Origin of the sequence: Nonomuraea soli (assembly GCF_013761175.1) — a bacterium.
Classification (GTDB): domain Bacteria; phylum Actinomycetota; class Actinomycetes; order Streptosporangiales; family Streptosporangiaceae; genus Nonomuraea; species Nonomuraea soli.
On sequence record NZ_JACDUR010000002.1, the window covers coordinates 170,689 to 195,578 of the forward strand.

Annotated in this window: 20 protein-coding genes; 9 read left to right on the forward strand and 11 right to left on the reverse strand. The window is 72.2% G+C overall.

The window, feature by feature from the left end:
* A complete protein-coding gene (locus HNR30_RS08130; protein WP_181609133.1) occupies window positions 1-3,615 on the reverse strand; it encodes a nitrate reductase subunit alpha in 3,615 nt (1,204 codons plus the stop codon).
* A gap of 146 nt (window positions 3,616-3,761) precedes the next feature.
* Here HNR30_RS08130 and HNR30_RS08135 point away from each other — a divergent pair, with 146 nt between their 5' ends.
* Window positions 3,762-4,403 (forward strand): YoaK family protein, encoded by a 642-nt coding sequence (locus HNR30_RS08135; RefSeq protein ID WP_181609134.1) that lies wholly within the window; start codon window positions 3,762-3,764, stop codon window positions 4,401-4,403.
* On the opposite strand, the gene HNR30_RS08140 is transcribed toward HNR30_RS08135, so the two are convergent.
* From HNR30_RS08140 to HNR30_RS08165, 6 genes are all read right to left on the reverse strand, one after another.
* Complete coding sequence (locus HNR30_RS08140; protein WP_181609135.1) at window positions 4,400-5,398, reverse strand: acetate/propionate family kinase; 999 nt, start codon at window positions 5,396-5,398, stop codon at window positions 4,400-4,402. The genes HNR30_RS08135 and HNR30_RS08140 overlap by 4 nt on opposite strands.
* Entirely contained in the window at window positions 5,380-7,653 is a 2,274-nt protein-coding gene (locus HNR30_RS08145) for a phosphoketolase family protein (protein ID WP_181609136.1), read from the reverse strand. Before HNR30_RS08145 ends, HNR30_RS08140 begins: the two co-directional genes overlap by 19 nt.
* An 86-nt stretch (window positions 7,654-7,739) precedes the next feature.
* Complete coding sequence (locus HNR30_RS08150) at window positions 7,740-8,342, reverse strand: hypothetical protein (protein WP_181609137.1); 603 nt, start codon at window positions 8,340-8,342, stop codon at window positions 7,740-7,742.
* Between the two features lie 61 nt (window positions 8,343-8,403).
* Entirely contained in the window at window positions 8,404-9,951 is a 1,548-nt protein-coding gene (locus HNR30_RS08155) for a serine hydrolase domain-containing protein (RefSeq protein ID WP_181609138.1), read from the reverse strand.
* Window positions 9,933-11,309 (reverse strand): MFS transporter, encoded by a 1,377-nt coding sequence (locus tag HNR30_RS08160; protein WP_181609139.1) that lies wholly within the window; start codon window positions 11,307-11,309, stop codon window positions 9,933-9,935. The genes HNR30_RS08155 and HNR30_RS08160 overlap by 19 nt, the downstream gene beginning before the upstream one ends.
* Window positions 11,310-11,358: 49 nt before the next feature.
* Window positions 11,359-11,970: a TetR/AcrR family transcriptional regulator gene (locus HNR30_RS08165; protein ID WP_220133375.1), complete on the reverse strand. Its 612-nt coding sequence runs from the start codon at window positions 11,968-11,970 to the stop codon at window positions 11,359-11,361.
* A 56-nt stretch (window positions 11,971-12,026) separates the two neighbouring features.
* Here HNR30_RS08165 and HNR30_RS08170 point away from each other — a divergent pair, with 56 nt between their 5' ends.
* Window positions 12,027-13,346, forward strand: a complete 1,320-nt coding sequence (locus tag HNR30_RS08170) for a M14 family zinc carboxypeptidase (RefSeq protein WP_181609140.1) — start codon at window positions 12,027-12,029, stop codon at window positions 13,344-13,346.
* On the opposite strand, the gene HNR30_RS08175 is transcribed toward HNR30_RS08170, so the two are convergent.
* A complete protein-coding gene (locus HNR30_RS08175) occupies window positions 13,333-14,622 on the reverse strand; it encodes an ArsB/NhaD family transporter (RefSeq protein WP_181609141.1) in 1,290 nt (429 codons plus the stop codon). The two genes, HNR30_RS08170 and HNR30_RS08175, sit on opposite strands and share 14 nt — an antisense overlap.
* A gap of 163 nt (window positions 14,623-14,785) precedes the next feature.
* Between HNR30_RS08175 and HNR30_RS08180 the strand changes: the two genes are divergently transcribed.
* The 5 genes from HNR30_RS08180 to HNR30_RS08200 all read left to right on the forward strand — a co-directional run bounded on the left by HNR30_RS08180 (window position 14,786) and on the right by HNR30_RS08200 (window position 20,120).
* Window positions 14,786-17,017 carry a GAF domain-containing sensor histidine kinase gene (locus HNR30_RS08180; RefSeq protein ID WP_181609142.1) on the forward strand — a complete coding sequence of 744 codons (2,232 nt, stop codon included), beginning with the start codon at window positions 14,786-14,788 and terminating at the stop codon, window positions 17,015-17,017.
* Window positions 16,992-17,633 (forward strand): response regulator, encoded by a 642-nt coding sequence (locus HNR30_RS08185; RefSeq protein WP_181609143.1) that lies wholly within the window; start codon window positions 16,992-16,994, stop codon window positions 17,631-17,633. The genes HNR30_RS08180 and HNR30_RS08185 overlap by 26 nt, the downstream gene beginning before the upstream one ends.
* 74 nt (window positions 17,634-17,707) lie before the next feature.
* Window positions 17,708-18,217, forward strand: a complete 510-nt coding sequence (locus HNR30_RS08190) for a hypothetical protein (protein ID WP_181609144.1) — start codon at window positions 17,708-17,710, stop codon at window positions 18,215-18,217.
* The gene (locus HNR30_RS08195; protein ID WP_181609145.1) at window positions 18,214-18,675 is read left to right on the forward strand and encodes a hypothetical protein; all 462 of its coding nucleotides are present in this window, start codon (window positions 18,214-18,216) and stop codon (window positions 18,673-18,675) included. Before HNR30_RS08190 ends, HNR30_RS08195 begins: the two co-directional genes overlap by 4 nt.
* On the forward strand, window positions 18,672-20,120 hold the full coding sequence (locus tag HNR30_RS08200; protein WP_181609146.1) for a multicopper oxidase family protein: 1,449 nt from the start codon (window positions 18,672-18,674) through the stop codon (window positions 20,118-20,120). The genes HNR30_RS08195 and HNR30_RS08200 overlap by 4 nt, the downstream gene beginning before the upstream one ends.
* A 55-nt stretch (window positions 20,121-20,175) precedes the next feature.
* On the opposite strand, the gene HNR30_RS08205 is transcribed toward HNR30_RS08200, so the two are convergent.
* Window positions 20,176-20,568: a nuclear transport factor 2 family protein gene (locus tag HNR30_RS08205; protein WP_181609147.1), complete on the reverse strand. Its 393-nt coding sequence runs from the start codon at window positions 20,566-20,568 to the stop codon at window positions 20,176-20,178.
* Window positions 20,569-20,656: 88 nt separating this feature from the next.
* On the opposite strand from HNR30_RS08205, the gene HNR30_RS08210 reads away from it, so the two are divergent.
* Window positions 20,657-21,415, forward strand: coding sequence for a helix-turn-helix domain-containing protein (locus tag HNR30_RS08210; protein ID WP_181609148.1), 759 nt, complete (start codon window positions 20,657-20,659; stop codon window positions 21,413-21,415).
* On the opposite strand, the gene HNR30_RS08215 is transcribed toward HNR30_RS08210, so the two are convergent.
* Both HNR30_RS08215 and HNR30_RS08220 read right to left on the reverse strand, forming a co-directional pair.
* Window positions 21,396-22,226, reverse strand: coding sequence for a ChbG/HpnK family deacetylase (locus tag HNR30_RS08215; protein WP_181609149.1), 831 nt, complete (start codon window positions 22,224-22,226; stop codon window positions 21,396-21,398). The genes HNR30_RS08210 and HNR30_RS08215 overlap by 20 nt on opposite strands.
* On the reverse strand, window positions 22,223-23,554 hold the full coding sequence (locus tag HNR30_RS08220) for an MFS transporter (RefSeq protein WP_312894286.1): 1,332 nt from the start codon (window positions 23,552-23,554) through the stop codon (window positions 22,223-22,225). The genes HNR30_RS08215 and HNR30_RS08220 overlap by 4 nt, the downstream gene beginning before the upstream one ends.
* 168 nt (window positions 23,555-23,722) lie before the next feature.
* On the opposite strand from HNR30_RS08220, the gene HNR30_RS08225 reads away from it, so the two are divergent.
* Complete coding sequence (locus HNR30_RS08225; RefSeq protein ID WP_181609150.1) at window positions 23,723-24,883, forward strand: ROK family transcriptional regulator; 1,161 nt, start codon at window positions 23,723-23,725, stop codon at window positions 24,881-24,883.
* Window positions 24,884-24,890 lie beyond the last annotated feature (7 nt).

The window sequence follows — 24,890 nt, forward strand, 5'->3', positions numbered from 1 at the left end:
TCAGTACTCCACCTTCTGGTCGCGGCGGCGGATGACGGTGATCTCGTCACGCTGGTTGCCGGTCGGACCGAGGTAGTTGAAGGAGAAGCTCAGCTGCCCGTACCCCCCGATGAGATGTGTCGGCTTGAGGATCACCCGGGTCAGCGAGTTGTGGATGCCGCCGCGTTTGCCGGTGGTCTCGGCCTTCGGCACGCCGACGGTGCGTTCCTGCGCGTGGTGCATGTAGACCGTGCCCTCGGGCATGCGGTGGGAGACGATCGCGCGGGCGGTGACGACGCCGTTGCGGTTGACCGCCTCGATCCAGTCGTTGTCCTTCACCCCGATGGCCTCGGCGTCCTGCACCGACATCCAGATCACCTGGCCGCCGCGCGAGAGCGTCAGCATGAACAGGTTGTCCTGGTACTCGGAGTGGATCGACCACTTGTTGTGCGGGGTGAGGTAGCGCACGGTCACCTCGCGCCGGCCGCCGGAGCCGATCCGCGGCTCGCCGAACAGCCGGTTCATGTCGAGCGGCGGCCGGTAGATCGGCAACGCCTCGCCGAGCTCGTGGATCCAGTCATGGTCGAGGAAGAAGTGCTGGCGGCCGGTGAGCGTGTGCCACGGCTTGAGGAACTCGGTGTTCAGCGTGAACGCCGTGTAGCGACGCCCGCCGGCCTCGCTGCCCGACCACTCCGGCGAGGTGATCACCGGCACCGGAGCGGCCAGCGTGTCCTGGTAGGTGATGAGCTTGCCCTCCTGCTCGGCGGCCAGATGCGCCATCTCCTGGCCGGTGCGCTGGGTGAGCGTCTCGAAACCCTGGACGGCCAGCCGGCCGTTCGTCGTGCCCGACAGAGCCAGGATCGCGTCGCAGGCCTTCACGGCGGTGTCGAGCAGCGGACGCCCCGCCGCGTCGACGCCGTTGCGGGCCCTGAGCTTGTCGACCTCGACGTCGGGCCGCAGGGTGATGCCCTTGGCCGGCAGTCCGAGCTGCTCGACCAGCGGGCCGAGCGAGGCCATCTTCGCGCCGACGGCGGTGTAGTCGCGCTCGACGACCGTGATCTGCGGCATCGTACGGCCCGGCAGCGGCTCGCACTCCCCCCGCTTCCAGTCCAGGGCCACACCGCCCGGCTGGCTGATCTCTCCTGGCGTGTCGTGCTGCAGCGCGGTGGCCACCAGGTCGCGGCGGGTGTCGAGGTGGCCCGCGGCCAGCTGCGAGAAGCGCTGGGCGATGCGGTGGAAGGTCTCGAAGTCGGTGCGCGCCTGCCAGGCCGGGTCGACGGCGGGGCTGAAGGAGTGCACGAACGGGTGCATGTCGGTCGACGACAGGTCGTGCTTCTCGTACCAGGTCGCGGCGGGCAGCGTGATGTCCGACAGCAGGGTGGAGGAGGTCATGCGGAAGTCGAGCGACAGCAGCAGGTCGAGCTTGCCCTCGGGGGCCTCGTCGTGCCACTTCACGTCGCGCGGACGCCTGCCCGCGGGCGCCTCCTCGGCGCGGAGCGAGTGGTGTGTGCCCAGCAGGTGCTTGCTGAAGTACTCGGCGCCCTTGGCGGAGGAGCCCAGCAGGTTGGCCCGCCACAGCGTCATGACCCGCGGCCAGTTCTCCGGCGCGTCCGGGTCCTCGCAGGCGAAGCCGAGCCTGCCCGCCTTCAGCTCCTCGGCGACGTAACGTCCAGGATCGTCGCCCGCCTCCTCGGCCAGGTCGAGCGAGTTGCGGTCGAAGGTCGGGTAGCTCGGCATCCAGCCCGACCGCGCCGCCTGCGCCAGGCAGTCGGCCCCGGTCATGCCCGCCAGGCGCCCTTCCGCCAGCGGCGAGGCGAGCGCGTCGGCCTGGAACTGGTCGTAGCGCCACTGGTCGGCGTTGAGGAAGTAGAAGCCGGTGCCGATCATCTGGCGGGGCGGCCGGTGCCAGTCGAGCCCCATCGCGAGCGTGGCCCAGCCGGTCGAGGGGCGGCACTTCTCCTGGCCGACGTAGTGCGCCCAGCCGCCGCCGTTGCGGCCCTGGCAGCCGGTCAGCGTCAGCAACGCCAGGAAGGTGCGGTAGATCGTCTCGCTGTGGAACCAGTGGTTGGTGCCGGCGCCCATGAGGATCATGCAGCGGCCGTTGGTCTTCTCGGCGGTCCTGGCGAACTCGCGGGCGATCCTGACCGCCTGGGCGGCGGGCACCGAGGTGTGGATCTCCTGCCAGGCGGGCGTGCCCGGCTCGCTCGCGTCGTCGTAGGAGGCGGGCCAGCTGCCGGGAAGGCCGGGCCTGGCCACGCCGTACTGCGCCAGCATCAGGTCGAAGACGGTCGTGACGAGGTGGCCGCCGACGCGGGTCGCGCGCACCCCGCGACGCGTGATGCCCTCCTCGTCGAAGCGCGGCAGCAGGACCTCGACGGGGTCGCCGTCGAGGGAGAGCACGGGCCTGACGTCGCCGAGGTCGAGGTTCCACCTGCCCTTGCCGGATTCGCTCCAGCGGAAGCCGAGCGAGCCGTTGGGCACCTTCGGGCCGTCGTCCCAGACGACCGTCTTCCACTCGGCGCCCTCGCCGGTGTCGCCGAGGTCGCCGGCGCGCAGGAACTTGTCCGGGACGAACGCCCCGTCCTTCTCCCGAAGCGTCACAAGAAACGGCAGGTCCGTGAATTTCTTGACGTAGTCGGTGAAGAAGGGGACCTCCCGATCGACGAAGCACTCCTTGAGGATCACGTGCCCCATCGCCAGCGCCAGCGCGCCGTCGGTGCCCGGGTGCGGATGCAGCCACTCGTCGGCGAACTTGGCGTTGTCGGCGTAGTCGGGCGCGACCACCACGACCTTCTGGCCGCGATAGCGGGCCTCGGCCATCCAGTGCGCGTCGGGCGTGCGGGTGACCGGCACGTTGGAGCCCCACATCATCAGGTAGGCCGCGTCCCACCAGTCGCCGGACTCCGGCACGTCGGTCTGGTCGCCGAACACCTGCGGCGAGGCGACCGGCAGGTCGGCGTACCAGTCGTAGAACGACACCATCGCGCCGCCGACCAGCTCGATGAACCGGGCGCCCGTCGCGTGCGACACCATCGACATGGCCGGGATGGGGGAGAAACCGATCACCCGGTCGGGCCCGTGCGTCTTGATCGTGTGCACGTGGGCGGCGGCGATGATCTCGACGGCCTCGTCCCACTCGGCGCGCACCAGGCCGCCCTTGCCGCGCGCCCGCTGGTAGGTGCGGCGGCGCTCGGGATCGGCCTGGATGTCGGCCCAGGCCAGCACCGGGTCCTTCAGCCGCGCCTTGGCCTCGCGGTACATCTCCAGCAGCACGCCGCGCACGTACGGGTATCGCACCCGCGTCGGCGAGTAGGTGTACCAGGAGAAGGCGGCGCCGCGCGGGCATCCGCGCGGCTCGTACTCCGGCCGGTCGGGACCCACCGAGGGATAGTCGGTGGCCTGCGTCTCCCAGGTGATGATGCCGTCCTTGACGTACACCTTCCAGCGGCACGAGCCCGTGCAGTTCACCCCGTGCGTGGAGTACACGACCTTGTCGTGGCTCCAGCGGTCGCGGTAGAAGGAGTCGCCCTCCCTGCCGCCGACGATGGAGATGCTGTGCAGGTCCGCCGACGGCTCGCCGCGCGTCAGGAACCGCCCGGCTCTCAGCAGCAGGGCGTCGGGCTCGGTGCTGGTCATGTAGAGGTTCCGGCCTTCTCCGTGGTGTCCAGTTGAACGGGTTGTGCCCTTGATTCACTTCACGAGAAGTCACGAATGATCACTGATTGGTTCACGAGGGCGGCAAGGCCCACGTGGAAGCCCGCCAGGACGGGCATGGACGACGCATGGCAGGAAGGAGCACGACGGGCCTGCTCGTCGTGCTGGCGGCGGCGGCCGGGATGGTCGACGCCCTCACGTTGATCGTCCTGGGGCAGGTCCTGGCCGCGGCGCAGTCGGGCAACATCGTCTTCCTGGCCACCGCAGTCGGCGGCCGGGCCGGGACCGCCGCCCTGCACTCCGGTCTGGTGCTCGGCGGCTTCCTGGCCGGGGCGTTCGCGGGATCGTTCCTCGTCGAGCGGCGGCCGGTCTGGCGGGGACGGGCCCAGGCGGCGCTCGGCATCGAGGTGGCCCTGCTCGTCGTGATGGCGGCCGCCGTGAGCGCGGGCCTGCCCGCCTGGGTGGCGATCTGCGCGGCGGGCCTGGCGATGGGCGTGCAGAGCGCGGTCGTCGCCCGCGTGGCGGGGCGACCGGCCACCACCTACGTCACGGGGGCGATCATCGCCCTCGTCGGGCAGCTCGCCGACCTGGTCAGGCCCGACGTGTCCGCGCTGCGCCGTCTCCTCGTCGTGGCCGCCATGGCCGGCGGGGCGGCGACAACCGCCGCGCTCCTGCGGCTCGGCTGGCCGGCCGTGGCATGGCTGCCCGCCGTCGCGGTCGCGGCGGCGCTTACCTGGACCCTCGACCGGCGTACGGCGAGCGGCGGTTAGACGCGCGTGAGCACCTGACGGGTCTGGCGGGTGATCTCCTCCTCCTCGTCCGCGGGCATCACCAGGACCCTCACCTGCGAGCCGGGCGGTGAGATCTCCGGCGCGTCCCGCTCGTTGAGCCCGGCGTCGATTGCGATGCCGAGCCGTTCGAGCCCGGACAGCGCCATCGCCCTGACCCTCGCGTCGTGCTCGCCGACCCCGCCCGTGAACACGATCGCGTCCACGGTGCCGAGGACCGCGTAGTAGGCGCCCACGTACTTGCGGACGGCCCGGCAGTACACCTCCAGCGCCAGGCTCTGCCGTACCTCGCGAAGGTCGCCGGTGCCCGCCAGCGCGCGCAGCCCCGACTCGTGCGTGAGGGCGTCGGTGAACGTCGCGACGTCCATGCCCTTGACGCGGGCGAGATAGCCGGCCAGGCCCGGATCGACGTCGCCGGAGCGCGAGCCCATGACCAGGCCCTCCAGGGGAGTGAGCCCCATGGAGGTGTCGACGCTGCGGCCGTGGGAGATCGCGGTCGCGCTGGCGCCGTTGCCCAGGTGCAGGACGATCAGGTTGGCCACGCCGGGCAGCCTGCGGGTGACGGAGGCGCACGAGATGCCGTGGAAGCCGTAGCGGCGCACACCCCACTCGCGCGGAACGGCGTAGGTGCGGGCCTCGGGGGGCAGCGTGGCGTGGAAGGCGGTGTCGAAGACGGCGACCTGCGGCACGCCGGGGAACAGCTCGCGGCAGCGCAGGACGCCGCGCAGGTTGGCCGGGTTGTGCAACGGGGCCAGCGGTTCGAGGTCGGCGATGGCGGCGATCACGTCGTCGTCGACGAGCACCGGCTCGTGGAAGCGGTCGCCGCCGTGCACCACCCGGTGCCCGATGGCCTCGGGCGCCGGGCGGATGCCGCGCAGCAGGTCGTCGAGCCCGTCGTGGCCGTCGATCGTCCCGCCCTCGGCGCCCAGGCGGTATTTGACGGTCGAGGAGCCGATGTTCAGGACGAGTACGGCCATGTCCACTCCCTGATCTCGGGTGCGTCCTCGCCGTGCTCCCTGGTGTGGGCGCGGGCCCGCAGGCGGGCGTCGGCCATGTGCTGGCGCAGGTGAGCCTGCTCCACGGCCAGGCCGGGCACGCGGTCGATGACGTCCATGACCAGGTGGTAGCGGTCGATGTCGTTGAGCATGGCCATGTCGAAGGGCGTGGTCGTGGTGCCCTCCTCCTTGTAGCCGCGCACGTGCAGGTTGGCGTGGCCGGTGCGGCGGTAGGTGAGGCGGTGGATCAGCCACGGGTAGCCGTGGAAGTTGAAGATGATCGGCTTGTCGGCGGTGAACAGGGCGTCGTACTCGGCGTCCGATAGTCCGTGGGGGTGCTCGCTCGGCGGCTGCAGCCGCATCAGGTCGACGACGTTGACGACGCGCACCTTCAGCTGCGGCAGGTGTTCGCGCAGGAGGGCGGCGGCGGCCAGGGTTTCCAGGGTGGGTACGTCTCCCGCGCAGGCCAGCACGACGTCGGGCTCTTGGCCGGCGTCGGTGGAGGCCCAGTCGATGATGCCCAGGCCGCGGGTGCAGTGGGTGATGGCCTCGTCCATGGTGAACAGGTCGAGGACCGGCTGCTTGCCGGAGACGATCACGTTGACGTAGTCGCGGGAGCGCAGGCAGTGGTCGCCCACCGAGAGCAGGGTGTTGGCGTCCGGCGGGAGGTAGACGCGCACGACGGAGGCCTTCTTGTTGACCACGACGTCGAGGAAGCCGGGGTCCTGGTGGGAGAAGCCGTTGTGGTCCTGGCGCCACACGTGGGAGGACAGCAGGTAGTTGAGGGAGGCGATCGGTCTGCGCCAGGGGATGTCGCGGCTGGTGTCCAGCCATTTGGCGTGCTGGTTGAACATGGAGTCGATGATGTGGATGAAGGCCTCGTAGCAGTTGAACAGGCCGTGGCGGCCGGTCAGCAGGTAGCCCTCCAGCCAGCCCTGGCACAGGTGCTCGCTGAGGACCTCCATGACGCGGCCGTCGGGGGAGAGGTGGTCGTCGCCGGGTTCCAGGTCGGCGTTCCAGGTGCGGTCGGTGGTCTCGAAGACGGCTTGCAGCCGGTTGGAGGCGGTCTCGTCGGGGCCCATGAGGCGGAAGCTGTCGGGGTTGGCGGTGATCACGTCGCGCAGGAAGGCGCCGAGCGCGCGGGTGGGTTCGCTCTCGTGGGAGGCGGGCGCCTTGACCTCGACGGCGTGTTCGCGGAAGTCGGGCAGCACCAGCGGGCGCAGGATCTCGCCGCCGTTGGCGTGGGGTGAGCCGCTCATGGTCCTGGTGGGTACGGCACGCAGCACGTTCTCCCGTGGGCGCCCGTCGGCGTCGAACAGTTCCTCGGGCCGGTAGGAGCGCATCCACTCCTCCAGCATCGCCAGGTGCTCGGGATTGTCGCGCACGCCCGCCAGGGGGACCTGGTGGGAGCGCCAGGTGCCCTCGACGCGCTGGCCGTCGACCTCGGCGGGTCCCGTCCAGCCCTTCGGCGTGCGCAGGATGATCATGGGAGGCGGGCCGTCGCCCGCGATCTCGTCGAAGACGGTGTCGAGCGTCGCCGCCATCTCGTCATGGGAGGGCCCGACCACGTGCGGGCGGTAGCCGTACCCGCGCATGAGGTCGAGCAGCTCGGACTCCGGGATGCGGGCGAGCACGGTGGGGTTGGCGATCTTGTAGCCGTTCAGGTGCAGGATCGGCAGCACGGCCCCGTCACGGTGGCGGTTGAGGAACTTGTTGGAATGCCAGCTCGCGGCCAGCGGGCCGGTTTCCGCCTCGCCGTCGCCGATGACGCATGCCACGACGAGGTCGGGGTTGTCGAAGGCGGCGCCGTAGGCGTGGGCCAGGGAGTAGCCGAGCTCGCCGCCCTCGTGGATGGAGCCGGGCGTCTCGGGCGCGGCGTGGCTGGGGATGCCGCCGGGGAAGGAGAACTGGCGGAACAGGCGCCGCATCCCGGCCGCATCTCTTGAAATATCAGGGTATTTCTCGCTGTAGGTGCCCTCCAGCCACGCGTGCGCCACCGCCGCCGGTCCGCCGTGTCCGGGGCCGGCGATGTAGATCATGTCCTGGTCGCGCTCGGCGATGATCCGGTTGAGGTGGGCGAAGCAGAAGTTCAGCCCTGGCGTGGTGCCCCAGTGGCCGAGCAGGCGGGGTTTGATGTGCTCGGGCTTGAGCGGCTCGGTGAGCAGCGGGTTGTCCAGGAGGTAGATCTGGCCGACGGACAGGTAGTTGGCCGCTCGCCAGTAGGCGTCGATGTCCATACCTGGACTCTCGCCGCGAAACGGCCGTTCACACCACGGTCAGCCGTCCTGATCGAGGGAAGGCCGGCCATAACCCGCGTCGGCGGTCAGGCCCACACCCGCGACAGCGCCTGCCGGAGGAACTCCTCCAGCTCCAGTGCCTCGGACGGCAGCTCGGCCGGTGCCCACCCCAGACGGCCGGCAACCGCCCGGCGTCCCTCCCAGGCCAGGTAGAACGCCGCCGCGATGGCGCTCAGTTCCCCGTTGTCCTCCCTGAAGACGGTCACCCCGTCGGTCCCGCCGACCGCGAAGGTGGTCCGGTATCCGCGCACATGGACGCCGTTGGCTCCGGCGCCCTCGAACCCGAGCTCCGTCTCGACGCTCAGGGTGCTCCGAAGCCACCAGCTACGGTCGGGGTTCAGCGGGCACCCCGGAGACCAGGCGGCGAGCTCCAGCATGCCTTCGGCCACGACAACGTGCACCAGCATGTCGCGGTCGGCGCGGTCGAACAGGGAGCGCGTTCCGAAGAGCAGCCGCCGCGCCGCCCCTCCCGCCCGCCTGTCCAGCTCCCGCACCGCCGCCATGCCGCGGACATCGGGGTCGCTCATCAGCAGCGCCGGCCAGACCTCGTTCAGGTCGACGGTGGCGGCGTCGGGAAGGTCGTGCAGCATGGGCCAGTCGGCCGGCCGTACAGGCGATGGTGTGCTCACCCTCCTTGGACGGGGCGGGCACGCGTCAGGTTCAACGCCACCGCGACCGCGAGGCCGTCGCCTAGACCAGGCCTGGCGGGATGCCGAGAGGCGCGGTGCCCGGCGGCTGGGCGGTGAAGCGCGACTCGCGCAGGCCGAAGCCGCTGATCAGCAGGTCGCCGTCCGTGTCGAGGCGCAGCGTGAACGGTCCCGCGCTCCACGCCCCGGCGGGGGCGGGCACGACGGGGGCCCGCAGCGTCAGGCCGACCCGCAGCACGCCTTCCCGCACGACGGCGAGCACGCCGTACTCGTCGCTGAGCCAGGCGCCCTCGGGTGCGGGATCCTCGCCCGGCCCTTCGCACCGGACGAAGCTGACGGGTGGGCGGATCGAGAGCGTGTCGCCCTGGATCAGGCGCTCTCCCTCCAGCGCCAGCCATGCCCGCCGGGTGGCGGCCAGGTCGTGCCACCGGCCGTCGGAGCCGAGGGCGACCACGGCGTCGGACACGTCGGTCACGCGGATCATGCCCTCCTCGTCCGGTGTGAGGGTGAGGGTGGATCCGCTCGCCGGATCGTGCCAGTGCCCGAGCAGCGCCGTCCTGGCCGCCTCGCCCGCGCCCGGTCCCGCGAGGGCGGGCGAGGGCTGCGGTTCCTGGCCGGTGAGCCCGCGGGCCAGGCGCGTGCTGAGGCCGACGGGGTCCAGGCCGCTGTGGTTGGTCAGGACGGCCACGCCGAGGCCGGGCCCCGGAAGGTAGAGCAGGTTGGCGACGTAGCCGTGCATGCCGCCCGCGTGGCCGTACCCCTGCAGCTCGCCCACCGACAGATGGTAGATCCCGTGGGCGTACGGCGAGGGGGTGCCGTCGGCCAGGGGAGCGGTTTCGAGCAGCGCCTCGCGCAGGCCCGCGCCCAGCACGCGGCCGTCGGCCAGGAAGCCGAACCAGGGCGCCAGGTCGCTGACGCTGGTCACCACGCCGCCGTCGCCGACCACGCTCTCCTGGGTGTCGGCGCGGCGGCCGTCGCGGTCGTAGCCGAAGGCCATGCGGGGCATCGGCACGGCGGCGTCGTCGCGGAAGGCGGTGTCGTCCATGCCGAGCGGGCCGAACAGCCGGTCGCGGGCGAAGTCCGCCAGGGACTGCCCGCTGACGCGTCTCACGACGGCGGAGGCCAGGACGTAGCCGGTGTTGGAGTAGGAGAAGGCGGTGCCGGGCTCGAAGGCGGTGCGGCGCACGCCCGACAGGACCGCCATCAGGTGCTCCTCGTCGAGCCCTTGGAGGGGGATGCCGGTCAGCCCCTGCACGCCGTACCACTCCGGCAGGCCGCCGGTGTGACGCAGGCACTGGCCGAGCGTGACGGGGGTCTGCAGCCGCAGGTCGGGCAGGTGGGAGCGCACGTCGTCCGTCAGGCTCAGCTTGCCCTCCCCGGCCAGGAGGAGCAGGCAGGCGGCGGTGAACTGCTTGCTGATGGAGGCGATGTCGAAACGGGTGCGCGAGTCGATCGGCACTCCGAACTCGACGGTGGACACGCCCCTGGCGGCCCAGTGCAGCAGCTTGCCGTCGGCGTACACGCCCACGGCCAGGCCGGGGCCGCCGGGATCGACGCCGGCGACGACGTTCTCTAGCTGACCGAGGTCCATGTGCGGTCCTTTCGCGCGGTGGAGGGGATGACGAAGGCGGCGGCGACGGCGAGCAGGCCGATCGCGGCCGACAACAGGTAGGTGCCGGTGAAGGCCGACGCGCTGGCGCCTCCGGCGGCCAGCACCATGGCTCCGAGCTGCGCGCCGAACGTGCCTCCCACGCTCTTGGCGACGAAGACCACCCCGCTCACCCCCGCCGCGTGGTCGGGCACGTCGGCGGCCACGGCGTTGAGCCCGGCCGTGAGCAGGAGGGAGCCGCCGACGCCGATGATCGTGAGCCCGGCGACGATGAGCCAGGGGGAGGAGTGCCAGAGGCCGAGGACGGTGGTGCCGGCGCAGACGAGCGCGGCGCCCGACACCAGGACGGCACGCCGTCCCACCCGCCTGGTCAGCGGCCCGACCAGCGGGGCGGCCAGGGTGCCCGCGACGCCCAGCGGGAACAGGTAGATCCCGATCCACAGGGTGCTGGCGCCCAGGCCGTAGCCGGTCTCGACGGGCGCGGCCAGCATGGTCGGCAGGGCCACCACGAGCCCGAAGGAGGCGAAGCCGAACACGAAGCCCATGGTCGTCACTCCTGCCGGGGTGCGTCCGGCCAGGAGCCTCAGGTCCAGGAGCGGATCGGGGGAGCGCAGCTCGACGCGGGCCCACAGGCCGAGCGTGAGCACGGAGCCGACGAACAGCGCGAGCGTGGCGGGTGCCGTCAAGCCCCAGGCAGGGGCGAGGCTCAGGCCGAGCATGAGCATGGCCAGGCCGCCGCCGAGCAGCAGGCCGCCGGGCCAGTCGACGCGCCCGGAGGCGGCCCTGGGCGTGGACGGCACGGCGCGCCACGCCCAGAGCGCGGCCACCGCCGTGCCGATCAGGCCGAGCAGGAACAGCCACCGGTAGCCGAGCGCGTCGCTGACGGGTCCCGCGAGGATGAGGCCGAGCGCGCCGGCCAGCGAGGCGACGCCGATGACCAGGCCGTTGCCGGTGGCGGCGCGTTCGGGTTCGAGGGTGTCGCGGAACAGGCCCACGGTGAGCGGCAGCACGCCCAGCCAGACACCCTCGATCGCCATGCCGATGATCAGCACGGTGATGCTGGGGGCCAGGGCGGCCAGCAGGATGCCGGCGCCGCTGATCGCCATCAGGGCCAGCAGCAGCCGCCGCTTGTCGTACAGGTCGGCCAGGCGGCCGACGACCGGGGTGGCGATCGCCGAGGTGATCAGCGAGCCGGTGAAGATCCAGGCGAGCGCGCCGGGGGTGGCCGACAGGTCCTGCTGGATGAGCGGGAGGGCAGGGGAGAGCGTCATCTCCATGGCCTGGAGGACGCCGATGAACAACACCGGCGCGCCGATGATGCCGAAGCCGGATCTGGGCATGGTGGTGCCTTTCGGGTGGGGGTGTGGTGCCGTGTGGTCCCCCGGGCCACTAGGCGGGGCCGAGCACTCTCGGCGAGATCAGGGACAGGGCGGCCTCGACGAAGAACTCCTCCGAGGCCTCGTGGGCGCCGAGGACGACGCCCTGGCCGAGCCCGGACAGCAGGGCCGTCAGCGCGCGGGCCAGGCGCAGCGCCTGGCCGTGCGTGATGGCGGTCCCGTCGTTCCGGCGGCCGGCGAACATCCCGGCCAGAGCGACCTCGGTCGACCTCATCGAGGCGGTGAGCTTGGCGCGCAGCCCGGCCTCGTTGAGGACGAGATCGAGCACGCGCGCCTCGAACAGCATCTTCACGGCGGCCTGCGGGTCCGCCGAGATCTCCAGGTACCTTCGGGCGACCTCGGCCACGACCTCCTCCAGCCCCACACCGGGATCGGTCCGCGCCAGCAGTGACAGGTCGAGCGGTCCCGTGTAGTCGTCGACCATGGCGACCATCAGGCCGTCCTTGCCGCCGAACAGGGAGTACACCGCGCCGGTGGTCAGCCCGGCCAGCTCGGTGATGTCCTCCAGCTTCGCCCTGGAGCCGTCGCGGCCGACGATCTCGCGCGCCGCCTCGATCAGCGCGCGTCTGTTGGCCGCCTTGCTCTCCGCTCTCGTCAGACGCATGCCGTAACGATAATCTGCATTATTAGAATAATCCAGATTATCGGGAGGCTTTTCCGATGGACGTCACCCCCTACCTGAGCCGGTTGCCCGAATACACCGCCTTCCCCACCGTCGACGAGATGCATGCCGAGCTCGACGAGCTGGCCGCCGCCCACCCCGGCCTGGTACGGCTGCGCCGCATCGGCACCTCACGCCTCGGGGAGCCGATGCGCGTGGCGACCATCGGCGCGGGACCGCTCGACGCCGTGATCATCGGCGGGCCGCACCCCAACGAGCCCATCGGCGCCCTCACCGTCAGCGCCCTGCTGCGCCTGCTGATCGAGGACGCCCCCCTGCGCGAGGAGTTCGGCTACCGCTGGCACCTCGTCCCGTGCGTGGATCCCGACGGCGCGCGCCTCAACGAGGGCTGGTACGGGCGGCCCAGCGACCGCCGCGCCTACGCCGAGAACTTCTACCGTCCCGCCGAGGCCGACCAGGTCGAGTGGACCTTCCCGCTCACCGGCGAGGACTACTTCTTCGACCGCACCCTGCCGGAGACCCAGGCCCTGATGCGGCTGATGGACGAGACCAGGCCCGCCTTCGTCTACTCCCTGCACAACGGCGAGCTCCAGGGCGCCTTCTCCTACCTCAGCAGGCCCGACGCCGAGCTCGCCGCCCGCCTGGCCGCCCTCGCCGGCAGCCACGGGCTGCCGCTGCACATGGGGCCGCCCGAGGTGCCGAGCGCCGTGCGAATCGGCCCGGCCGCCTACGTGACGCCCCGCGGCGCCCAGATCGGCTCCGTGTACGGCATCGGCGGCGGCTCGGTCGACTACGCCGACCGCTTCGGGGCCCTCCACCTCGTTACCGAGCTGCCCTACTGGGCCGATCACCGCGTCTCCGACCAGAGCACGACCGGCGAGCCGTACGGCAGGACGATCGAGGCCTGCCTCGACGGCCAGCGCGAGCTGATCGGCGAGCTGGCCCGATCGCTGGCCGCCGTCAAGGGAGACCTGAAGATCGCCTCGCCCTTCCGCCGCGCCCTGGAGGACTTCGTCGGGGCCCACGAGGAGTTCATGGGCGAATGGGAGGGCATGCCGGACACCGACCGGCCCGCCACCGTGGCCGAGGTGGTCGGCAACCGGCAGGTCGTGCACCTCATGCGGCTGCGATACTGCGGCACCTACCTGCGCATGCTCGACGCCGAGCTCGGCGCGGGCAACCGGACGCCCGCCATCAGGTCCGAGCGTGCCAGGCTCGGTGCCCGCTTCGAGGAGTGGTTCGCCGAGGCCGAGGCGGAGGCGCGGGCCACGCCGATCCCGCTGCGCACCCTGGTCGCCGTGCAGCTCGGCGCCGGACTGATCGCGGCCGAGGCCGCCAAGGGCGTCACAGGTACCTGAACCAGAGGTACGGCACGCACAACGCGATCGTGATCGGCGTGACGATCAGCCCGTACCTGGTGAACTGCCAGAAGCTGATCGGCGTGCCGTTGCGCGCGGCGATGCCCAGGACCACGACGTTGGCGGCGGCGCCGACCGCGGTGGCGTTGCCGCCCAGGTCGGCGCCGAAGGCCAGCGCCCACCACAGCACCTGCGCGGGACCGGTTCCCCCGTTGGCCGCGACCAGCTCAGAGACGATCGGGCTCATCGCGGCCACGTAGGGGATGTTGTCCACGATCGCCGACAACACGCCCGACACCCACAACAGCCCCATCGTGGCCAGCTCCAGCCTGCCCTCGGTGGCGTCCGTCGCGGCCTCGGCGATCTGCCCCATCACGCCGGTGTTGACCAGCGCGCCGACCATGACGAACAGCCCCGCGAAGAACACCAGCGTCGGCCACTCCACATCGGCGATGGCCTCCTCGGTGGTGACCGACGTGACCGCCACCAGGATGCCCGCGCCCAGAATGGCCACCACCGACGGCTCGTAGTGCAGCACCGGGTGCAGCACGAACGCGGCCAGCACCACGGCCAGCACCGCCAGCGACTGCCACAGCAGCCGCCGGTCGGCGATCGCCTCCCGCTCGTCGAGGGCCATGATCTGCGCGGCCCGGCCGGCGTCGTAGCGGAAGGCGTGGCGGAACAGCACCCGGCACAGCACGACGAAGACGGCCATCAGCACGACGACCATGGGCGCCATGTGGACGAGGAAGTCGTTGAAGGTCAGCCCGCTGCGGCTGGCGATGATGATGTTCGGCGGGTCGCCGATCAGCGTGGCGGCGCCGCCGATGTTGGAGGCCATCGCCTCGGCGATGAGGTACGGCGCGACCGGCAGCTCCAGCCGCCGGCACACCAGGAGGGTCATCGGCGCGACCAGCAGGACGGTCGTGACGTTGTCGAGCAGGGCGGAGGCGCCCGCGGTGATGACGACGAGCAGGACCATCAGGCGGTACGGCCGCCCCCTGGCGCGTTTGGCGGCCCAGATGGCCAGGTACTCGAAGACGCCGGTCCGCCTGAGCACGCCGACGATGACCATCATGCCGAGCAGCAGGAAGATGACGTTCCAGTCGATGCCCGATGACGCCGAGTAGAAGGCGGCGCCGGCATCGGTGGCATGGACCAGCAGCATGATCCCCGCACCGCCGAGCGCGGCGGCGACCCGGTGCACCTTCTCGGTGGCGATGAGGGTGTAGGCGCACAGGAAGACGGCGACGGACAGCCAGGCGATCGTGCTCACGGGGTCTCGTGTCCTCGGGGGTCGACGGCAGGACCGCCGACCAGACTTCCCGGCACACCCGTCGAAACCGTATCAAGACGCGACAGGAATCGCACCGGCCGAGCGGTCGTCTACAGGAAAGTCCCACCTGGTCGAGGTCGCCGGGACCAGTGAGGATGGAGGCATGCGCAGGACCCCTGCGGTGGTCGCCGCGGCCCTGGTGATGCTGGGCGTGCTCGCGACGACCGTACGGCTGGACACCCCGTCCGACGGCTCCGGCGTGCGCCTCGGCTGGCACCCCCAGGGCGTCACGGTCGAGGTCCCCGGCCCCTCGGGCGGCTCAGGGCTGGCCGCCGAGGATCTGGTGACCGGCGTCGGCGGACGGCCGCTGTCCGAAGGGCCGGGCACGATCGAGCCGCCACGCGCGGGTCAGGTCGTGCCGTACGACGTGGTCCGCGACGGCCCGCGCACGGTCTCCGTCCGCATCGAACGCTCCGACCCCTACCCCCTGCTGCTCCAGGGCTGGGGCAACCTCGTCTTCGTCGTGGCGCTGGCCGCGCTGGCCGTGGCTCTGCGCCTGCGGCGGCCGGAGGAGCCCGCCACGGCGCCGCTGCTCGTGCTCGCGTCCGGGCTGCTCGGCAGTACGATCACCGTCGCGGCCGGGCTGCCCGCGCTCACGCTGGCCACGGGCGGGCCGTACCTGTGGTTGTTCCACCTCAACACGATCGTCGCCTACTCGATCTCCTGGGGCGGCCTGCTGGCGTTCGTCATCGTCTTCACCGCCCGGCGGCCGCTGGCCCGCCGCACCAGGCGGGCGGCCCGCCTGGCGTACTGCGGCCCCGCGGCGGCGATGGCGCTGTGGAGCGCCGTTGCCACGCTGCTCGCCCCCCACCCGCTCGGCTGGCTCGGGCTGGTGCACACCGGCCAGACGGCCGTCGTGGCGCTGAGCCTGATCATCGGGATGACGTGGGGCTACCTCACCTTCCGCGGCAACCCCGACCCCGCGATGCGCGCCAGGATGCGGTGGATGCTCGGCGGAGGCGTGGTGTCCGGCCTGCTGGCCATCTCCGGCTGGCACCTGCCCGAGCTGGTCACCGGGGCGCAGGCCCTGCCCTGGGGCGCGATGGGCCTGGCGGGACTGCCGTTCGTGGCGGGCATCGGGATCGCGCTGCGCCGCCACCGCCTGTTCGACATCGAGAGGCTGGCCAACCGGTCGCTCGTCTACTCCGTCGTGGTCGCGTGCCTCGTCGCCGGGTACGCCGCGATGGTGACGCTACTGGTCAGCGGGGTGCGGTTGTCGCAGACCGCCGCGGCGGGGCTGGCCGCAGCCGGAGCCGCCCTCGCGCTGGCGCCCCTGCGCGGGCTGGCGCAGAGCACGGTCAACCGGATGATGTACGGCGACCGCCACGACCCCGCCGCGGCGCTGGCCAGGCTCGGCGCCCGGCTGCAGGCCGTCCCGCTGCCGGCCGAGGTGCTCCCCGCGATCGTCGAGACGGTCGCCCGCTCGTTGCGCGTGCCGTACGCCGCCATCGACCTGGCGGACGGCGCGGGAACCCTGCGGCAGGCCGCCCAGCACGGCGTCCCCATCGGGCAGGTCCACGCCGAGCCGCTGCTCCACCACGGCGAGCTCATCGGGCGGCTGCGGGTGTCGGCGCGCGGCCACGACGACCCACTCGAACCCGTCGACGTGCGGCTCATCGGCTCCCTGGCGCAGCAGGTGGGCACCGCGGTGCAGGCCGTACGGCTGCACGAGGACCTGGTCAGGTCACGCGCCGAGGTCGTGGCCTCCCGCGAGGCCGAACGGCGCAGGCTCCGCCGCGACCTGCACGACGGGCTCGGCCCGACACTGGCCGCGATCGGGCTCAAGAGCGGCCTGGCCAGGCGCGCCGTCCCCGCGCAGTCACCCGCGCGGCGGCTGCTGGACGAGGTCTGCGCCGAGGCCTCCGCGTCGATCGACGACGTCAGACGCCTGGTCGAGGCGCTGCGGCCGCCCGCCCTCGACGAGCTCGGCGTGGTCGGCGCGGTCAGGGCCAAGGCGCAGGCCCTCGCGGTCGAGCTGGACGTCGAGGTCACCGGTACCGAGCCGATGCCCGCGCTGCCCGCCGCGGTCGAGGCGGCCGCCTACGGCATCGCCGTCGAGGCCGTCACCAACGCCGTGCGCCACAGCGGCGGCACGAGGTGCGAGGTGCGGATCACGCTGGTCGGCGGCGACGTGGAGGTGCTGGTCACCGACGACGGCCACGGACCGCGGCCCGGCCGCACCACCGGCGTGGGCCTGCACTCGATGAGGGAACGGGCGGCCGAGGTGGCGGGCACCTGGTCGATGGCCTCCGCGCCGGGCGGCGGCACCGCCGTACGGGCCCTGCTGCCCGCGAGACCGGAAGGCCACGATGATCACCCTGATCCTCGCCGATGACCACCCCGTCTTCGCCTCCGGCCTGCGGGCGGTGATGGAGGCCGAGGACGACCTGGAGGTGCGCGGCGTCGCGGCCACCGGGGAGGAGGCGCTGCGGCTCGCCCTGGAGCACCGCCCCGACGTCGCCGTGCTCGACGTCACCATGCCCGCGGGCGACGGGCTGACGGTCACCGCCCGCATGCGCGGCGCCGGGCTGGCCACCCGGGTGCTCATCCTGACCATGGACGGCGGCGACGAGAACGTGCTGGCGGCGCTGCGGGCCGGGGCGTACGGTTACGTGCTCAAGGGCGCAGACGGCGAGGCGATCGTGGCCGCCGTGCGGGCCGTCGCGCGCGGCGAGGCGGTCTTCGGGGCGGGCGTGGCCGGGCGCATGCTCGCCCACTTCGCGCGTTCCGCCGCGGCGGCGCCCTTCCCGCAGCTCACCGAGCGGGAACAGCAGGTGCTGGAACTGGTGGCGCGCGGGCTCGACAACGGGACGATCGCGCGGCGGCTGGGCGTCAGCGGGAAGACCGTGCGCAACCACGTGTCGAGCGTGCTGACGAAGCTGCAGGTGAGCGACCGCTCCGCGGCGATCGTGCGGGCCCGCGAAGCCGGCCTGGGCGGCGCGACGGAGTAACCGCGCACCTTCCCCGCAGTCCTGGGACATCTGCCCCATGACGCCGGGACGCCCGTCCGCCGACCCTGGCGGTCATGGGGAAGCGGAGGGGCGGCGCGCTGGGCCTGGTGGCCTCGGCCATCCTCTGCCTGGCCGCCTGCCTCGCCGACGTCGTGCCCGCCTTCCAGCCGGTGCTCGCCTTCGAGCCGGTGCCCCCCTTCCAGCCGGTGTCCGCGTGGCCGGCGGCCGTCGCGGTCGCGCTCCTCCACCGCGAGCTGGCCCGGCGCGACAGCCGCCGCCCGGCCGCGTGCGCGCTGGCCCTGCTGGCCGCGGCCGCCTCGGCGGGGACGGTCACGGCCAGCCTCCCGGTCACCGCCGTGCCAGGGACCCGGCTCGCCCTGCTGTTCGCCGCCGCCGGGGGCATCGCCGCCCTGGCCCACGCCTGCCGGCGCGCCGCTCTCGTACGGCCGGCCGCCGGCGCCGCCGTGGTGGTGCTGGCGACGCTCAGCCTGTTCACCGCCCACCCGGGCGCCCCATACGTGCTGGGCGCCGGTCCGCTCGGCCTCGCACTGCTCGCAGGGAACACCACAGGACGGAGACCATGAAAACCACCTACAAGATCCTCGCCTACGTCATCGCCGCCGAGGTGGCCATCCAGTCGATGCTCATCGCCCTGGGCATCGCGGGACTCGGCAAGTGGGTCTCGGAGGGCAACATCTTCGAGAAGTCCGTGATGGAGGGCGAGGGCGACCTGCCCTTCCCCGAGGTCATCGGGCTCATGCTGCACGGCGTCAACGGCCACATCGTCATCCCCGCCCTGGCGCTCATCCTGCTGATCGTCTCGTTCTTCGCCAGGATCCCGGGAGGCGCGAAGTTCGCGGGACTGGTCCTGGCGCTGGTCGCCGCCCAGGCCCTGCTCGGAGGGTTCAGCAGGGGCGGCATCCCGTGGATGGGCGCCGTGCACGGCTTCAACGCGCTGCTGCTGTTCGCCGCGGCCCTGTACACCGGGCGCAGGGTGGCCAAGACCGCTCCCGCGCAGGCGCCCGCCACGGCGGCGGCATGAAGATCAGCCCTCGCCTGCGCCTGATGACGGCCGGCGCTGCCACGCTGGCCGTCATCGGGCCGCTGGCGTGGTTGTGGCAGGCCAGCCTGCTGCCCTCGACCTACTCCGTGCACGACCACGGGCACGGGCAGGGGCACGGGTCGCATCACGACGGCCGCGACCTCACCTCCCTGATCGCCGACCCCTCCCGCGAAGCCGACGTCGAGCTGACGCTGACCGCTCGCCGGGAACGGTTCCGGCTGGCCTCGGGGCGCCAGGTCGACGGGTACACGCTCAACGGCCGCTCGCCGGGCCCGCAGATCACCGCCGAGGTGGGCCAGCTCGTCCAGGTGACGCTCGTCAACGCGTCGGTGCCCGACGGCATCACGCTGCACTGGCACGGCATCGACGTCCCTGCGGCCATGGACGGCGTCGCGGGCGTCACCCAGGACGCTGTCGCTCCAGGAGCCAGCTTCACCTACCGCTTCGTCGCCGACCGGGCGGGGACGTTCTGGTACCACTCCCACCAGATGTCGCACGAGCAGGTCATCGGAGGGCTGCTCGGCGCCGTGGTCGTGCGGCCCGAGCGCCCCGCGAAGGCGATCGACGTGGTGGCGCTGACCCACCTCTACCAGGGCGTGCGCACGATCAACGGCTCCGACACCGACCTGTCCGTGCCCGCGCCGCCCGGCGCGACCGCCAGAGTCCGCGTGATCAACACCGACAACGGGCCCATCCCGATGTGGGTGACCGGCACGCCGGACACCGCGCCGCGCCTGGTGGCCGTCGACGGCACCGACCTCAATGGGCCCGGCCCCGTCGAACGGGCGGCGATCCTCGTCACCTCCGGAGCGCGCGCCGACCTCGAGGTGCGCATGCCCGCCGACGGCAGCCCCGTCCGCGTGCAGATCGGCGGGCCGCTCTCGGTGGTCCTGGGCGGCGGCACGCTGCCGCCGGCCAGACGCCCGGCCGCGACGCTCGACCTGCTGACGTACGGCACGCCCGCCGCGCGGCCCCTGGCCGACGCCCGGCCCGACCGCGCCTTCCGCTACGAGATCGGCCGCCGCCCCGGCTTCCTCGACGGCGTCCCCGGTCTGTTCTGGACCGTCAACGGCCGCCTCTACCCCGACATCCCGGTCTTCACGGTCGCCGAGGGCGACGTCGTCCGCATGACGATCGCCAACACCAGCGGCGAGGTCCACCCCATGCACCTGCACGGTCACCGCGTCCTGGTGCTGTCGCGCGACGGCGTGCCCGCCACCGGCAGCCCCTGGTGGACGGACTCGCTCAACGTCGAGGACGGCGAGTCCTACGAGGTGGCCTTCCGTGCCGGCAACCCCGGCGTCTGGGCCGACCACTGCCACAACCTGCCGCACGCCCGCGAGGGGCTCATGGTGCACCTCATGTACGAGGGGATCACCACGCCCTTCCTCGTCGGCGGCCCGGCGGGCAACTCCCGGGAATAGGAGCCCTACCGCTGTCCCGCTGAGCCGTACCGCCGCCGGGTGGGCGTGGGTGGCGTCACCGGCCGGCCGGCTCCTCCCACCACGACAGGTGCGCGTCCGCCTCGGCCACCGGCTCGATGATCTCCCACGCCTCGGCGATCAGCCCGTCGTCGAGCCGCCACACGTCGACCACGACGATGTCCGCCCCGCCGGGCAGGCCGCGCCGCGAGTGCATCACCACGTGATCCCCGTCGGCCAGGACGTGCTTGATCTCCACTCGCATGCCCTCCAGCGGGACGAGCGCCGCGCGCACGGCATCGAGCCAGGCGGCCTTGCCGCGGTCGTTGGCGTCCGGGCGGTGATGGACGAAACCGTCGCTCAGCAGCGGTGCGAGCGCCTCCACGTCACCGGTCGCGACCAGTGCCCCGAGCGCCTGCTGGACGATGAGCTTGTTGTTCTCCGTAGTCATGCCGGGCAGTTTTCCCGCCCGGTGCGGCGTTTGTCGATGAAATCCCATGTCATGGCGTTCTGCCCGCCGAGGAGTAGCATCGGCACCCGTGAACACCGTCGGGGAGTTGCTGCGGCAGTGGCGGCATCGGCGCAGGCTCAGCCAGCTCGACCTGGCGATCGCCGCCGAGGTCTCGGCCCGCCACGTCAGCCTCGTGGAGACCGGCAAGTCCCGGCCGAGCGTCCGCATGATCCTGCGCCTGGCCGACCACCTCGACGTGCCGCTGCGCGAGCGCAACCACCTGCTGCTCGCCGCCGGTTTCGCACCCCGCTACCCCGAGCGTCCCCTCGACGGGGACGCGCTGGCGGCGGCGTGGGAGGCGGTCGCCAGGGTCCTGCGCGCGCACGAGCCGTACCCCGCGCTGGTCATCGACCGCGGATGGAACATCGTGATGGCCAACCGCGCCCTCGACCCGTTCCTCGCCCTGGCCCATCCCGGCCTGCTGGAGCCGCCGGTCAACATGGTGCGGCTCGGACTGGACCCGCGCGGGCTCGCCCCGCACATCGTCAACCTGGCCGAGGTGCGCTCGCTGCTGCGCGTCAGAATCGCCCGCCAGCTGGCCTCGGCTCCCGACGCGCGGCTCGCGGTCCTGTACGAGGAGTTCCTGGCGGGCGTGCACGAGGAGCCGGTCCACCAGGAGGTCGCGACGCCGATGATCTTCCGCTTCGACGGCAGGGAGGTGCGCCTGTTCTCCACCACCACCCGGTTCGGCACTCCCGCCGACGTCACCCTCGACGAGATCGCGATCGAGTCGTACTACCCGACGGACGCGGAGAGCGTCGCGTTCTTCAGCTCCACCAGTCCTTGACGACCTCGACCTGTTCGCGTTCCAGGGCCCGGTGCCAGACCGGGTCGCGCAGCAGGCGCGTCTCCCAGGCGCGCACGATGCCGTCGGGGCCGGCGACCGCGTCCTCTCGCGACGGGTGCAGGAACAGCTCGCTCGTGCCCTCGGGCAACTCGCCCAGCCGCCGCAGGTAGTCGTCGCGCAACCGTTCGTAGGAGCCGAGCTCGGCGGCCGTGCGCCGGTTGGTGGCGATCGTCCGCGGGATGCTCACGCCGAGCGAGTCCGCCAGCGCTACCGCCTGCTCGTGCGCCGCCGCGAGGGGCGGCGGGAGCGGCCCGCCGAAGTACGGCCCGGCGTCACGCGGCAGGCGGAAGGCCAGCCCGTGGCCGGCGCACCACTGGAGCGCCTCGGCCAGCCAGGACCGCCCGTGCAGGCCGTACAGGGTGCCCGCGTGCGAGTCGGCCGCCTCGGGGACCAGGCCGCGCTCGCTCATCCACTCCAGCTGCGCCTGCGACTCCTCGATCACGTCCTTCGTCTCGCCCCTGGCCCCGAGCGCGAACGGGTCGACGCTGAGCGCGCCGTCGGGCTCGGCGACCGTGGCCGCCGCGCTGAGCGGGCGCCAGGACGGCAGGCCGCCCTCTCCGGTGAGCGTCACGTGCAGCCGCGGCAGGACCCCGAGCGCCATGGCCCCTGCCGCAGCGCGTGAGGAGGCAGGCGAGACGCAGATGAGGGTGCTCGCGCTGACCAGGCCCTCGGCGAGCAGGGCGAGGATGACCTCGGTGCTGCCCGGCTCACGGCCCAGGTCGTCGGCGGTGATCACGACGCGGCGGGTCACCGGGGCTGCTCCACACCCGGTTCGTCGGCGGCGGGCGCGGGCTCGACCGGGATCGAGATGAACCGCGCCGCCAGCGCGCCGATCGTGGCCAGCACGAACGGGTACACGCACAGGTACACCCGGAAGGCCAGGCCGGGATCGGAGCCGGGGTCGTCGCCGGAGTTGTAGCCGAAGAACACCCCCAGCGAGGTGAGCGCGAGGCCGGTCACGATGCCGTTGAGCCTGCCGAAGAACCCGAACGCCGACAGGAACAGCCCTTCGCGGTGTGTGCCGTTGCGGGCCGCGTCGGCGTCGAGCACGCGGGCGACGATGAGGTCGTTGGTGGCGAGCATGCCCGACCATCCGGCGCCGAGCAGCGCCCCGGCGGCGATCGCGGAGACCAGGCCGGTGGCGAAGAACAGGGCGGCGAATCCGGCGGCGAGGACGACGAACGAGATCCGCCACGTCCACAACGCTCCGCGCCGGGCGACGACCCGCGTCCAGATCGCCAGGCCGCCCGCCGAGAGGAGGATGACGATCCCCTGGAGGTAGAGGGCGTTGGAGACAGGGAGCCCGAGCGAGTAGCGCACGTACAGCTGGAGCCCGGCCAGGACGAGCGCCATGGCCATGCCGTAGCAGGCGCCGGTGAGCCCGACCTTCCAGAACAGCGGGTTGCGCACGATCGACCAGACGCTCGGCAGCAGCCGTTCCCGCGTGGAGTAGCGGGGGTTCTCCCTGGCGCTGAGCGCCATGAAGACGATCACGACGACCGCGATGACGGCGTAGACGACCGCGGTCGTCCGGAAGCCCTCGGTCGAGTTCTCGCTGCCGAAGATCTGGGTGGTGAGCAGCGGGGTGACCGCCAGTGAGATCACCAGCGCCACGAGCTGGAAACCCTGCCGCAGGCTGTTGGCGACGGCCCGGTCGCGCTCGCGGGGGTAGAGCTCGGGCAGGAGCGCGCCGTAGTTGGCGTTCAGCATGGAGTCGAACGCCTCGCACAGGATCGCGAACACCGCGAACCACAGGACGAGTCCCATGCCGTCCAGCGACTCCGGCGCCGAGAAGAACGCGATCATGGAGGCCGCGAGCAGCGGGGCGCCGACGACGAGCCAGGGGCGCCGCCGCCCGAAGCGGCTCCTGGTGTGGTCGGACAGGTGGCCGAGCAACGGGTTGTCGATCGCGTCGATGACGGCGTAGATCACCATCACGACGCCGTAGGCCCGGACGTCCAGTCCGAGGATGTCGACGTAGTAGAGGATCATCGATCCCTTGATCATGTTGATCGGGATCGACGTGCCGAACATGCCTATGGCGTAACGCCACGCGGGGGTCCGCTCCGGCTGGAACACGACCCTGATTGTGTCCCACTTCGGCTGGTCGGCGGAAGGCCCCTGAGCAAGCGGGCATTTTGCATGAAACAGCCTTAATGAAGTCGTAATCGGCAGCCTGGAAGGCCGAGTATTGACTGGTATGACCCGGCCGCTGATACTCGGGGCACCGAGAGAGCGGACCACGCCATGTCCCAGAGAGCCGCCAACCGCGCCAGGGTGGTCAGCGTGTTGCGCGAGCGGGGCGCGCAGAGCCGGCGTGAACTCGCGGTGACCGGCCTGTCGCGTTCGACCGTGCGCAGCGTGGTCGACGAGCTGATAGAGGCGGGGACGGTGCGCGAGCGCCCGGCCCCCAAGGACAACAGGAGCGCCGGCCGCCCGGCCACGCTCCTGACGCTCAGCGGAGACCTCGGCCTGGCGGCCGGGGTGGAGATCGCCAACGGGGTCATCCGGGCCGCGATCTGCGACACCTCCCAGGAACTGCTGCTGCACGACAGCGAGCCGATGGACGACCGCACCACGCCGGAGGCGGCGCTGGAGCGGGTCAGCGCCCTGCTCGACGGCATGCTGCACCGGCTCGGCGCCTCGCGCGGCGACGTCATCGGGGTCGGCGTGGCCGTACCCGGGCCGATCCAGCGCAACACCGGGCTCAACGGCCGCGCCACCACGCTCAAACCGTGGGTGAACGTCAACGCCGCCACCCTCTCGGCCAAGCTGCTGCGCCTGCCGCTGACGGTCGGCAACGACGCCAACTTCGCCGCCCTGGCCGAGCTCACCTGGGGCGCGGCGCGCGGCCTGCGCGACGTGGCCTACGTCTACACCGCCTCCGGCATCGGCGTGGGATTCATCCTCAACGGGGCGCTGTACGCAGGCGCCAACGGCACGGCGGGCGAGCTGGGCCACACCACCATCGACGAGAACGGCGAGGTCTGCGCCTGCGGCGGCCGCGGCTGCCTCAACACGCTGGCCAACGCCGACTCCATCACCCAGAAGCTGCGCCGCAGCCACCGCGACCGGCTGACCATCGCGGAGGTGATCACGATGGCCCAGGAGGGCGACGTGGGCTGCCGCAGGGTCATCGCCGACGCCGGCCGGCACATCGGCCTGGCGGCGGCCAACATGTACAACCTGCTCGACCCGGAACTCATCGTCCTGGGCGGGAACCTCGCACCCGCGGGGGAGATCCTGCTCGGACCCCTGCGGGAGTCGATGGCCAGGCGTGCGATCCACGCCGGCGAGGTGCTGCCGCCCTTCATCGTCGGCGAGCTCGACGAGCACACGGTCGTGGTGCTCGGAGCCGCCGCGGCGGTGCTGAGGGACGCCGAGGCCTTCCCTCTGCCGCACGTCTGAGCGGTGC